The organism is Methylobacterium sp. BI1 (genome assembly GCF_056680125.1).
Window position 1 is genome coordinate 1,525,850 of the sequence record NZ_CM155267.1, and the last position, 12,479, is coordinate 1,538,328.

11 protein-coding genes are annotated in these 12,479 nt (G+C 64.8%); 5 read left to right on the forward strand and 6 right to left on the reverse strand.

The genetic code is table 11. The annotated features are described in order from the left end of the window. The first annotated feature begins 22 nt into the window (after positions 1–22). On the forward strand, positions 23–328 hold the full coding sequence (locus tag AC1MGR_RS07215) for an RNA polymerase sigma factor region1.1 domain-containing protein (RefSeq protein ID WP_480234141.1): 306 nt from the start codon (positions 23–25) through the stop codon (positions 326–328). A 183-nt stretch (positions 329–511) separates the two neighbouring features. Next, a complete protein-coding gene (locus AC1MGR_RS07220; protein ID WP_480234142.1) occupies positions 512–1,894 on the forward strand; it encodes a class II 3-deoxy-7-phosphoheptulonate synthase in 1,383 nt (460 codons plus the stop codon). Positions 1,895–1,952: 58 nt separating this feature from the next. Here AC1MGR_RS07220 and AC1MGR_RS07225 read toward each other — a convergent pair whose 3' ends face one another. After that, on the reverse strand, positions 1,953–2,801 hold the full coding sequence (locus AC1MGR_RS07225; protein ID WP_480234143.1) for an HD-GYP domain-containing protein: 849 nt from the start codon (positions 2,799–2,801) through the stop codon (positions 1,953–1,955). 1,207 nt (positions 2,802–4,008) lie between these two features. On the opposite strand from AC1MGR_RS07225, the gene AC1MGR_RS07230 reads away from it, so the two are divergent. Genes AC1MGR_RS07230 through AC1MGR_RS07240 form a run of 3 tightly spaced genes read left to right on the forward strand, consistent with a single transcriptional unit; the run spans position 4,009 to position 7,254 of the window. Continuing rightward, positions 4,009–5,091, forward strand: a complete 1,083-nt coding sequence (locus AC1MGR_RS07230) for a glycosyltransferase family 4 protein (protein WP_108039554.1) — start codon at positions 4,009–4,011, stop codon at positions 5,089–5,091. Then, positions 5,084–6,196 (forward strand): glycosyltransferase family 2 protein, encoded by a 1,113-nt coding sequence (locus tag AC1MGR_RS07235; protein WP_480234144.1) that lies wholly within the window; start codon positions 5,084–5,086, stop codon positions 6,194–6,196. The genes AC1MGR_RS07230 and AC1MGR_RS07235 overlap by 8 nt, the downstream gene beginning before the upstream one ends. Beyond that, positions 6,193–7,254, forward strand: coding sequence for a glycosyltransferase (locus AC1MGR_RS07240; RefSeq protein WP_480234145.1), 1,062 nt, complete (start codon positions 6,193–6,195; stop codon positions 7,252–7,254). The genes AC1MGR_RS07235 and AC1MGR_RS07240 overlap by 4 nt, the downstream gene beginning before the upstream one ends. 11 nt (positions 7,255–7,265) lie before the next feature. Here the strand turns inward: AC1MGR_RS07240 and AC1MGR_RS07245 are convergent, their stop codons facing one another. From AC1MGR_RS07245 to AC1MGR_RS07265, 5 genes are all read right to left on the reverse strand, one after another. Beyond that, positions 7,266–8,117 carry a glycosyltransferase family 2 protein gene (locus AC1MGR_RS07245; protein ID WP_480234739.1) on the reverse strand — a complete coding sequence of 284 codons (852 nt, stop codon included), beginning with the start codon at positions 8,115–8,117 and terminating at the stop codon, positions 7,266–7,268. After that, on the reverse strand, positions 8,117–8,863 hold the full coding sequence (locus tag AC1MGR_RS07250) for a PIG-L deacetylase family protein (RefSeq protein ID WP_480234146.1): 747 nt from the start codon (positions 8,861–8,863) through the stop codon (positions 8,117–8,119). The genes AC1MGR_RS07245 and AC1MGR_RS07250 overlap by 1 nt, the downstream gene beginning before the upstream one ends. 95 nt (positions 8,864–8,958) lie before the next feature. Continuing rightward, positions 8,959–9,852, reverse strand: a complete 894-nt coding sequence (locus AC1MGR_RS07255) for a polysaccharide deacetylase family protein (RefSeq protein WP_480234147.1) — start codon at positions 9,850–9,852, stop codon at positions 8,959–8,961. A gap of 45 nt (positions 9,853–9,897) precedes the next feature. After that, positions 9,898–11,391 (reverse strand): amidase, encoded by a 1,494-nt coding sequence (locus tag AC1MGR_RS07260; protein ID WP_480234148.1) that lies wholly within the window; start codon positions 11,389–11,391, stop codon positions 9,898–9,900. A gap of 57 nt (positions 11,392–11,448) precedes the next feature. Then, positions 11,449–12,468 (reverse strand): ABC transporter ATP-binding protein, encoded by a 1,020-nt coding sequence (locus tag AC1MGR_RS07265; protein ID WP_480234740.1) that lies wholly within the window; start codon positions 12,466–12,468, stop codon positions 11,449–11,451. Positions 12,469–12,479 lie beyond the last annotated feature (11 nt).

A 12,479-nucleotide genomic window follows, 5' to 3' on the forward strand; every position in this document is an offset into this window, starting at 1 on the left:
CCGATGACCCATAATCGACGGAATGGAACACTCCAACGACGCCTACGCCCGCCGCCAGATCGTCATTGACCGGATGCTCGCCGATGCGCTTCACCCCGCCTCGAACGAGCGGAGCCCAAGTCATGACGGATTGCCGAAGGACATGAGGCTGGTAGTCGATGTCCTTCTGGCCAAAGCCGAGGCACAACGCCAACGTCGTCTGACCTACGAGGATCTGGAGGAAGCGTTGCCGCAACGGGATGTCACGGCAGAAGACCTTGCGGCGATCTTCTGGATCCTGTCGGAACACGGCATTGCCATTGAGGACAGCGATCCGGCCGGGGACTGATGGAACAAAAATTTTATCTGGGTTCGACGAACGAGCTTTCCAATCCAGTTTCTCGCGCGTGCCAGGAATAGCAGCTACAGCCCCGCATCTCTCGCCTCTGTCGAAGAACCGCTCTATAAGCCGCGCTTCTCCGCGCGGCCCTCCGTCGTGCGGAGCCGACCGAAAGGCGGAACGGAGACGATTATGGGCGAGCGTTGGACACCGAAGACCTGGCGAAACCTGCCGATCCAGCAGGTGCCTGCCTATCCGGATGCCGCCGCCCTGGAGTCGGTCGAGGCCCAACTCGCTAGCTTTCCGCCGCTCGTGTTTGCAGGTGAGGCCCGCAAGTTGAAGTCGGCTCTAGCCCGAGTGTCGACCGGCGAAGCGTTCTTGCTTCAAGGGGGGGATTGTGCCGAGAGCTTCGACGAGCATTCGGCCGACAACATCCGCGACTTCTTCCGGGTGTTCCTACAGATGGCTCTCGTTCTGACCTTCGCAGGCGGTTCACCCGTGGTGAAGGTGGGTCGGATCGCAGGCCAATTCGCGAAGCCCCGTTCCTCACCGAACGAGACACTGAACGGAGTAACCCTCCCGAGCTATCGCGGCGATATCGTCAACGGGCTGACCTTCACGGAGGAAGCGCGGGTGCCCGACCCGCGCCGGCAACTCGAAGCGTATCGCCAGTCGGCTGCAACGCTCAACCTGCTGCGCGCTTTCGCGACCGGCGGATACGCCAATCTCGAGAATTCCCATCGGTGGATGCTCGGTTTCGTGAAGGATTCGCCGCAATCCTCGCGCTACGCCGATTGTGCCGAGCGGATGACCGAAACCCTCGATTTCATGCGGGCCATCGGGATCAATCCAGAGACGCACCAGGAGGTCCGCACAACGGATTTCTACACCAGCCACGAAGCCCTGCTCCTGGGCTACGAGGAGGCGCTGACCCGCGTCGATTCGACGAGTGGCGACTGGTACGCAACGTCGGGCCACATGCTCTGGATCGGTGATCGGACCCGCCAGCCGGATCACGCGCACGTCGAATATGCGCGCGGCATCAAGAACCCGATCGGTCTCAAGTGCGGTCCGTCGATGACGGCCGAGGGTTTGATCCAACTCGTGGATCAGTTGAACCCGTCTAACGAGGCGGGACGCCTGACGCTGATCTGTCGCTTCGGTGCCGAGACGGTGGGTGACCACCTTCCCGGGCTAATCCGAGCTGTCGAGCGCGAGGGCCGTAAGGTGGTGTGGGTCTGTGATCCGATGCATGGCAACACGATCTCGGCTGGCGGTTTCAAAACGCGTCCGTTCGAGCGTGTGATGCTGGAGATCGAAGGATTCTTCGGGGTCCACCGTGCCGAAGGGACCATTGCGGGCGGTATCCACCTGGAGATGACCGGCAAAGACGTGACAGAGTGCACCGGCGGCGCCCGGGCGCTCACGGCCGAAGATCTGCGCGATCGCTATCACACCTACTGCGATCCGCGCCTGAACGCCGAACAAGCCTTAGAAGTGGCGTTCCTCACGGCGGAACTCGTGAAGCGTGAGCGCTCGGCGATCGAACGCCCCCGCCTCGACGCTGCCGAGTAGCGCACCACTCACCGAACGACGTCGGAGAAGCCGATCAAGCTTTTCCGATGTCCCGTTTTTAGGCCTGGGAACCAGGTTGCAGCATCGCGTTCCCGAAATGCTGCACAAGGCTCAATTCTAGTTTGCCAGTCATCCCTGACAGGATCGACAACGCTTCGCGTGGGGGCATCGGCTTCTTGTAGGATCGGCGCTCCGTCAACGCCGCGTAGATGTCGCAGATTGTCAGCAGCCGCACGGTGTCGCTGATTTCTGAACCCACGAGACCATCGGGATAGCCGGATCCATCCAGCATCTCATGATGGTGACGCACGGCGCCCAGGGTGGCTGCGTCACACCCGCTTTCGCGCAGGATGTCGTAACCGATGACCGGATGGCGGCGCATGATGACCAGTTCATCCGCGTCGAGGCGCCCGGGCTTGTTCAGGATCTTGAGCGGAATTTGCGCCTTGCCGACATCGTGCAGGAGGGCGGCGCGGACGAAATGTTCGCGATCTTCCGTGCGAAAGCCAAGGTGCAACACGAACTGAGCCGCCACTCCTGCAACGAGAAGACAATGCTGGTACGTGGCATCGTCATGTGTCCACACCGTCTCAAGCCAACGGGTCAGACCGCCTTCTTTCACCGCAGCAAGAATCGGATCCAGCCCCGCATCAACCTGTGCGAGGGAGATCGGGCCGCCTCCCCGGACTCCGTCAAAGAGACCGTTGAGAATTTCCTTGGCGCGCGTGACGTTTTGTATGACCGGCTGCGTGGCAAGGTCCGGCTTCTCCAGCTTCATCTCCGCCTCGAGTGCCTGAACGACGAGATGCGGCGCAGTATATGCGGGGAAGCAGATGGTAGCGCCGAGGTTGCGGGCCTGCCGCAGATCGTGGTCGGTCGTCGAGCGTAGGAGGCAGATCACCGGCATGTCGGGTATCTTGCCGTGGTGTAGGAAGCTACGAAGGCGGCTCACCGACTCCCGGCGGCTCAACGTCAAATCGGATACGATTGCGCGCGGCTGTACGCTCGCAGGGTGATCGTCACCCGCGGCAATAACCTCGCAGGGTCCGATCGTTCTGATAAGAGTTTCTAGGGACGCGCTTCGATCTGGACGATCGGTAAGCAGGTAAATGGCTCCTTGCGCCATGACGTGCAGGCTTCCTCCAACGACCTAGATCATTTGTCCCGACCATGAAAGTAAATAAAATATCAATATTTAATATTATATTCTACCTTATTCAGAATTTTTATTTCCATATTAGTAAGATTGCAACGGCCCTCTTAGCTAGAAAATTTATCCTAAGGGTTTTTGGTGGCAGAAATCGAGTGAGAGAAATTCGTCATCTGATAAGGTTCAGAGGCGGTAGCACAGTCCAATAATGACCAATAAGTGTTCTCAGACCGTAAACCGCGTTCAAGAAACATTACAGATACAAATCATCGCAGTTGGTTTCCAACGATCAGGCCTCGCAGTCAGCGAGGCGACTTTAGGTTGCAGCCCCACCGTTCGATAAAAAGAGTATTCACCGCTGAGCTTCCTTGCTCGCTTGCGGTCCGCAACAACCGCTCACCGATCTACGTGCCGATTTGATAATTTAAACAGAAAACTGCCAAATCTGTAAAATTACATCGGATAAATTATCCATAAGTGAATAATACATATATGTGAAAGCAATATTCAAAGTTTTCAATATGGACAATATCGAGTAGTATATTTATTTTATCGAAAATACTTTTCGAATTTTATCTCCGCTATTGAGAAGTACTATTTAGAGAGTTTATTTTATTTTGTAAAATTATACATCGGAGTGGATAATCTCTACGTATATGTCTTTACCGAGCGTTATTTTTGCACTTAAGGATGATCGGATAATAAAACTTCGGATCCGCGCTCCAGTATCCGAGGAGGCGCCTAGAACGAAACTTCGTCGCCACAACTCAGTCAGTTGAATTTTTTCGCGGCTCGCCCGGGAAAGTGGTGGTACACCAAATACGAATCTTCCCGTTTGTTCACGCTACGTTGTGGTTCGCCATGGCCATCTCTCACCTGCCTGCATCCCCGTGGTGCGGGAGTCCACGGCTTGGATGATGCCAATCCGGCGCTTCGATCCCTCGAACATCGTGACCCGCATCCTGTGAAGATCGCTATCCTCGCGCATCTCAAATTCCCGATCGCGCAGCCGTTCTCGGGAGGATTGGAGATGCACACGCATCTACTTGCGTCCGCCCTGCAGGCTCGTGGCCACGATGTCACGCTCTACGCCTCCGAGGGGTCGCAGGGTGATTTTCGAGTTATCGCCGTCTGCCCCCCCACCGGCTGCGCGTTCGATGATGTTTCGGAGGCGCGAATCGATGCAGCCGAGCATTCCGCTTACGTCAGAATCATGGATGCGGTCGTGACCGGCGGCTACGATTTCGTCCACAACAACAGCCTTCACTTCCTGCCCCTGCTTCGAGCTGGTGAACTCGCCGTTCCGATGGTGACGGCGCTGCATACGCCGCCCTTCGAGCCTTTCGTCCGTGGTGTTCGGGCACGGGCGCGGGACATGACATTTGCAGCCGTCTCGCCGTCCCTCGCTCGAGAATGGCACGACCTGATCGGCGATCCGCAGGTCATCGGCAATGGCATCGATCTCACGGCGTTTGCCTATGCCGCTGATCCTGAGGGCGAACCGCATGCGATTTGGATGGGCCGGCTCGTTCCCGAAAAGGGCCCTCATCTGGCCATTGACGCGGCACGCGCCGCTGGCCTCCCCCTGAAGTTTGCGGGTCCGCGTTCCAATCCGGCGTATTGGGACAACGAGATTGCGCCGCGCCTCGGCGACGATGTGACGTATCTCGGGCATCTGGGACATGAGGCACTCGCGGCTCAGGTCGCCAAAGCTCATGTGGCTCTCTGTACGCCGCGCTGGGAAGAGCCGTTCGGGCTGGTTCTCGCTGAATTTTTAGCCTGTGGGACACCAGTGGCGGCGTTTCGGCGCGGTGCGATCCCCGACATCCTCGATGGCTCCTGTGGGGTCCTGGCGGCGGCGGACGATGTCGCCGATCTCGGCCGCGCCGTCACGCAGGCCATCGGTCTCTCCCGGGCCGATTGCCGGCGTCGGGCGGAGCAACTTTTCAATGCCGATACCATGACCGATCAGTACGAAGCCCTCTACGCGCTCGAGCTCCAGCGGGCAGCCAACACCGCGGTGACTGCCCGGGTCAGCAATGCGTGAGCCGGATCTTACCCTCGGTCGGGTGGTCGTCTGTGTGCCCGCTCGGAACGAATCCGAAGCGCTGCCGCGCCTGATACGGTCACTCGACCGCCAACACGGTATCGGGGATGGTGCGCGCCTGCGCGTCGTCGTTCTCGCCAACAATTGCACCGATGATACGGTGGCGACCCTGCATGGGATGGAACGGAACGCGGAGATTCCAAACCTTACCCTGCGGATCATAGAAGCGACGATCGCCTCACCCGATGCGCATGTCGGCACCGCGCGGCGCCGGGCCCTCGATGCCGGCGCTGCCTGGCTGGATCAGGAGGGCGTCGCCGAGGGTGTCCTCATCAGCACGGATGCCGACGCGGTCGCGCCCGCCGATTGGGTGATGGCAAATCTCCGAGCGTTGCGAAACGCCGAGTTGGTGGGCGGACGCCTCGTCCTTCACGGCGAGACGCCAGCGGACGACCCACGCCTCGCCGCGCTCCATGCGCGGATCGAGGACTACTGGGTGGCTGTGCGGCGCCTGGAAGAGGTCTTCGACCCGCCCACCCACGATCCAGCCCCCCGCCATGGCGATCATGTGGCCGCCAGTCTCGCCTTGCGTGCCGACCTCTATCGTCGCGTGGGTGGATTGCCGATGCTCCCCTGCGGCGAAGACAATGCCCTGGTTGCGCGGGTTCGCTGGCATGGCGGACGGGTCCGCCATTGCCCCGGCGTGTCCATCGCGGTTTCCGATCGAGGAACGGGCCGGGTAACTGGCGGGATGGCGACTGAGATGCTCCGCCGGACACGCGTGGCACAGGGCCTCGAAACCTACTGCCTTCCTCCGGCGGCACACTGGCGCGCATTGATCGAGCGTCGACGCAAGTTGGCGCGATGCTTCACGGACCCGGCAGGGACCGCTGCGGCCCTGAGCGCTATCGGTATTACCGACGCCGATCTCGCCGCCATCGATTGGCAGACCTGCCCGAACGGTATCGCACTCGTCGAGCGGGTCGAGGCACAGGTGGGAGAGGGCATTCCCGAGGCGGTCCCGGTTCCGCTCGACGAAGCTCTCGCAGGTCTCCGCGCGATGTTGGTCGAGGCACAACCAGCTCCTGCCGCGCGGGTCGCATGAGCCGGCGCCCGATCGGCTATTACGTTCACCATCAGGGGGCCGGCCATTGGCAGCGTGCCTGCCTGATCGCGCGAGCACTTGATCGCCCGATGACGTTGATCGGAACGCTTTCCGACTTCGACCTCGCCACCGCACCGGGATCGATCCTCGATTTGCCCGACGATCGGGTGGCCGTTGAGTTCGACGGGCGGGACGGATCTGCTGAGCGACCGCAGGCCTTGCACTACGCTCCGGTGGGTGCTGACAACGTGCGCGCGCGAATGGGCCGTCTCGCAAACTGGATCACATCCGAAGATCCCACGATGATCGTCGTCGATGTGTCCGTAGAGATCGCGTTGTTCGCACGCCTGATGTCCGTGCCGACCCTGGTCGTCCGGCTCGCCGGGTCGCGCACGGACATGCCGCATCTCGAAGCCTTTCGCAGTGCTGAGCGGCTACTCGCGTTCTTCCCGCCGGAACTCGACTCCCCCGAGATGCCGGAATGGGTTCGCGCCAAGACCTTCTACGCCGGACTTCTCTCCGGAACGCCCGCATTAAACCGCCAGATGGATGCGGATGGATCGATCCTCGTCATCTATGGACGCGGCGGGACCGGTGGCCGCTGGGCGGATCTCGCAGCAGCCGCGACTGCGGTGCCGCAGCGGCACTGGCACGTTCTCGGTCCCGTCGACGGAACAAGAAGTGACGTCCCGGCGAACTTGCATCTTCATGGATGGGTCGCCGATCCGGCTCCCTATATCGCCCGGGCTTCCCTGGTGGTCGGCGGCGGAGGAGATGGGGTCGTCTCGGCGGTTTCGGCGGCGGGAAAGCGCTTCATATGCCTTCCCGAACCGCGAGCCTTCGACGAGCAGATCCAAAAATCGCATGCCCTCGCGGCAATGGGTGCGGCCCTCCATTGTGAGTCCTGGCCCGAACCGGCGGCGTGGCCGGGGGTCATCGCGGCTGCGGAACGGCTCGATCCGAGCGTGATCGGCGGTCTCACGCGGCCAGGCGCGATCGCGCACACCGGCGCCTTTATCGCCGAGTTGGCGGATCACCTGGACGCGCGCCGCCGTTAGGCGCCGACCTGTCAGAAAGGCCGGTCGGCGGGGAGCCGCGTCGCGGCAACCTCGTCGGCGCCCGGTTGGCGCAGAACGATGAGGCCATCGCGCCATCCCGCGTTGATGAGTCCGCGCTGCGCGAAGGCATCGAGCCATCCGTCCATCGGCCAGAGGCCGTGTCGCGTCCGGAAGCGCGTGGCGTTCCGGACGATGTCGGCGAAGTGCTGCAGCGGCGGGTCACAGGCGAGGTGGTGCTGGTGGAAGGCTTGGCCGCCGGCGCTGAATAGCACCGGAATTCCAAGCGCTTCGGCGCGAAACGCCAGGTCGGTATCTTCCGCCCCGTAGCCGTCGAAACCCTCATCGAAGCCGCCGAGGCGGTCGAAGGTCGTTGCCCGGACGCCGAAGGCGAGGGACCAGAACAGCCCGGCATTGTCGGACTGGGCGATGCCCTGAGTAGGGAACTGACGAACGGGATGGGCGTGTCCCACCGCGCGTAGTCCGGCCTCCGTCCAGCCCTCTCGGACGGCGCCAGCCGGCAGGTAGCGGATCTCGCAGCAGATCAGCCCGTCGGCTTCGGCTAGATCGGCGCTGAGGCTCGGCACGAGATCGGCAGAGGGTATACAATCCACATCGAGGAAGATCAGCCGCTCGGTCTCGGCGGCATGGCGCCCGGCGTTGCGCGCCCGCGCCAGGGGCAGGCCGTCGCTATCGAGGATGATCCGGCGGATCGGAAAGCCGTAATCGGGCAAGGGCTTAGGCTCGGCGCCCATTTCGACGATGACGCAGGCCTGCGGATGCGGGCCCCGCGCGACGCCTTCGAGCAGGCGGGCGAGATGGGCGTCGCGGCCCTTGTTGAGGGTGATGAGGGTGGTGTCGGCGATCATGGGGCGGGCGCGTCCATCGCGACGAAGATCTCGTAGGGGCCGGTGAAGCGCTCGACCATGGCCGGCTCCAGGCGAAAGCCGGTCGGGTCGTCGGAGATGAGATCGGTTGTCTGGGAGCGGTGGGCGCCGATCGCGGCGGCCTTCGTGGCGCGGTGGGCGCCGACATCGAGGCGCAGGCCGGTCGGATCGGGGCCGACCTCGGTGCCCTCCGGCAGGGTCCAACCCCAGACGGGATAAGCGAAAATTCGGATCTGTCCGAGGTGGGGCCGCGCGAGGCGGACGATGGCGGCGGCGGCCTGATGGTCGCAATGGGGGTCGTGGCCCCAGGTGACGCAGACGGCGCCGGCACCGGCGTCATGGGCGATGGCGGCGATTCGGGCCGCGGCTTCTTCGGCGACCGGGCCGGCGCTGGGGACCCCGGCATCGGGCAGGCGGAGAAAGGTCACGGCCTCCGGCGGAACGCTCAGTATACCAGCTGCGTCGACCGTCTCCGTTTCGCGTAGGTCGCGCAATTTTGCCGGCGGATAGAGTGTCGAGTGCGTGTGCGAGCCACAGCCGTCGCTGACGATGACGATACGGACCTCGCGACCCTGCGCCCGGGCCTCGGCCATGAGGCCGCCGCAGCCGAGGCTCTCGTCGTCGGGGTGGGGGGCCACCACAACGACGCCCTTGCCGCCCGTCAGGGCGTCGAGGTCGGCGACCGGCAGGCGTTCGGCGGCGGCGAGGAAGGCATCGGCATGCATGGGGGGGCTCGGCAGGGGCGTTGCAGAAACGCGAGCCTTCGCTTTAGCTGCCCCTGTCTGATCGATGTCTGAACGATCGGCCGGCGCCGGTCCGGCTACAGCGCGGTCTCGCTCTCCGCTGCGAAGGCGGCGATGCCGCCGGCGGTGGTGAGCCAGATTTCGTCGCGGTGGGCCGCGATGTGGGCGAGGGCGCGCCGCAGGGGCCGCAGGCGATGCGGTTGGCCGACGATGTAGGGATGGAGCGCGATGCCCATGACCAGGGGGGCCTGGCGCGACTGCTCCAGCATCTCGTCGAAGGCCTCGACGATGGCGTCGGCGAATTGCTGGCCGGTCTCCTTGCGGGCCACGATGGCGGGGATGTCGTTCAATTCCTGCGGGTAGGGCACAGCGAGGATCCGCCCGCCGTCGCGGGTGGAGAACCAGGTCGGCTGGTCGTCGTGGCACCAGTCGAGCAGGTAGGTGTAGCCCGCCTCGGCCAGGAGGTCAGGCGTCGAATGGCTCTGCGAGATCCACGGCCCGAGCCAGCCCTTCGGGGCCTTGCCCTCCTGGGCGGTCAGGATCGCGGTGGCTTCTGCGATGAGGGCCCGCTCCTCGGCTTCCGGCCGGTCGCCCTGGCGCTCGGTATTGGTGCGGCCGTGGCCGACGATCTCGTCGCCGCGCGCCCGGAAGGCCTCGATCAGGCCGGGACAATCGGCGTAGAGGCGGCTGTTGACGAGGACGCTCGCGGGCATCTCCAGGGCATCGAGGGTGTCCCTGATGCGCCAGGCGCCGACCCGGTTGCCCCAGTCGCGCCAAGCGTAGTTGAGCACGTCCGGCTGCGGGCCGCCCGGCGCGAGTTCGGCCCCGAGGCCACGGCCGAAATCGAAACCCTCGAGGTTGAGCCCGAGATAGACCGCGAGGCGCTTGCCCCCGGGCCAGTCGTAGACCGGCCGGTCGGGCAGGGCGCTGTAGGCGTAGCGGCCGTGATGCGGCGCGGACGTGTCGGTCATCGGGGGGCTCGGAAAGGGATTTCGGATCAGAATTCTGGAGGCGGATCAGGCGGGGTTCAGCAGGGCGGGCCTGCGCCGGGTCACCCATCGGGTCTCGGCATCGTAGGCGGCGCCGAGCTGCAGGCAGGCACGCTCGCCGTTGTTCGGCCCGACGATCTGGATGCCGGACGGCCGCCCGGCCGGATCGAAGCCCGCCGGCACGTTGAGGGCGGGCAGGCCGCTCATGGTGACGGGAATCGTCGCCTCCATCCAGCGATGGTAGGTGTCCATCGCCCGACCACCGACCGTCTCCGGCCAGCGTTCCTCGACGTCGAAGGGAAAGACCTGGGCCGAGGGCATGAGCAGGAAGTCGTAGCGCTCCTGGAACCGGCGCACGGCCTCGTACCAGGCGGTGCGGCCCTCCTGGGCGGCGGCGACCTGGTCGGCGGAGAGGGCGAGCCCGCGCTCGACCTCCCAGACCGCCTCCGGCTTGAGCAGGGCGCGGTAGGCGGGCTCGTCGTAGAGCGGACGCAGGTTGGAGGCCGTCATCCAGGCCCTGAGGATGAGCCAGTCGCGCCAGACCTTGCCCATGTCGAAGCGCGGGCGATCCCATTCGACCGTGGCACCCAGCGCCTCGAAGGCCTTGAGGGCGCTGCGATCGAGGTCGAGCACGCCCGGCTCGAAGGGCAGGTAGCCGCCGAAATCGTCGAACCAGGCGATCCGCGCGCCGGCGAAGTCCCGCTGCAGGCCTTCCGTGAAGATCGCGGGGTCCTGCGTGTTGGCGTAGGGCACGCGCGCGTCGTAGCCGGCCTGGACCGAGAGCAGCAGGCCGATATCGGCCGGGGAACGCCCGATCCCGCCCGAGACTCCGAGGCCCGGCGTGAAGGCGTCCTTGGTCTCGATCGGGATGCGGCCGTAGCCGGTGCGCAGGCCGAAGAGATTATTGAAGGCGGGCGGGTTGCGCAGGGAGCCGGCATGGTCGCTGCCGTCGGCCACCGGCTGCATGTGGAGGGCCACGGCCACCGCCGCGCCGCCGCTGGAGCCCCCGGAGGTCTTGCTCGGATCATAGGCATTGCGGGTGGCGCCGTAGACGGGATTGAAGGTCTGCGAGCCGAGGCCGAATTCCGGCATGTTCGTCCGGCCGGTGAAGATCGCGCCCGCCTTGCGCAGGCGCTTGACCATGATCGAGTCGGCCGCGGCGATGCGATCGCGGAAAATCGGCGACCCCTGTGTGAAGGGCAGGCCCTTCACCGCATCGATGTCCTTCACCGCGTGGGGAAATCCGTGCAGCGGCCCGAGGAATTCACCGCGCGCGGCTTGTGCGTCGCGCTCCTCGGCGGCGGCGAGGAGCTCGGTCCGATCGCGCAGGGCCACGATGGCGTTGACGACGGGATTCAGCCGATCGATCTGATCCAGATAGGCGGTCATGACCTCGACGCACGAGAGGCGCCGGGCATGGATCGCGGCCGAGAGGTCGACGGCGCTGAGGCCGAGGATGTCGTTGTCCGACGCTGCGCTCGCCGCCCAATCGGCTGCGGCGATGGATGGGTCTGTGCTCATGTTCTGGCTCTGGAACGCGCCCGCGCATGCCACGGGCCTTCGGGGTGCCACCGGCCGTCAGGCCGGCAGCCGCCGCTCCTGGAAGGCGTGGCAGGCCACTCCCTCCACCAGGGCCGGGACCTCGATGCGGCAGCGCTCGTTCGCGAAGGGGCAGCGCGGGTTGAAGGCGCAGCCCGAGGGTGGATCGATGGGGTTCGGGATCTCGCCGGAGACGGGGATGCGCCTGCGCCCGGTGAGCCCGATATCCGGAACCGCATCGAGCAGCATGCGCGTGTAGGGATGTTTCGGAGCACGGAAGAGTTCCCGTCCGTCTGCGATCTCGACCACGCGCCCCAGATACATCACCCCGATCCGGTTCGCCATGTGGCGCACGACGGCGAGGTTGTGGCTGATGAAGAGGTAGGTCAGCCCGAGGCGGTCCTGCAGGTCGCGCATCAGGTTGAGGATCTGGGCCTGGACCGAGACGTCGAGGGCCGAGGTCGGCTCGTCGCCCACCAGGAACTCCGCCTCCGAGGCCAGGGCCCGGGCGATGGCGATGCGCTGGCGCTGGCCGCCGGAGAACTCGTGCGGATACTTCACCCCGTCGTCGGGGTGCAGGCCGACGAGGCCGAGGAGCTCGCCGACGCGGCGGGCGATGGCAATGTCCCCCTGGAGCAGGTTGAAGGCCCGGATCGGCTCCGCGATGATCCGCCGGACCCGCCAGCGCGGGTTCATCGAGGCGTAGGGGTCCTGGAAGATCATCTGGATGCGGCGGCGCAGGCGGCGGCGATCGGCGGCCTGGCGCGGGTCCGTCATCGAGACGCCGGTGATGCGCACGTCGCCGGCGCTGGGCGGCAGCAGTCCCACGACCATGCGGGCGACCGTGGATTTGCCGGAGCCGGATTCTCCGACCAGCGCGAAGGTCTCGCCCCGGCGGATCTCGAAGCTCACGCCGTCGACGGCGCGCAGGATCTGGCGCGGCTGGCGCTCGATGACCCGGGCGAGCCAGGGGCGCGACACGTCGAAGGTGCGCCGCAGGCCCTCGATGGCGACGTAGTGGGCGTCCGGGGCGCGGCCGCCCGGGATCGGTGGCGGCATGACGGGCGCGT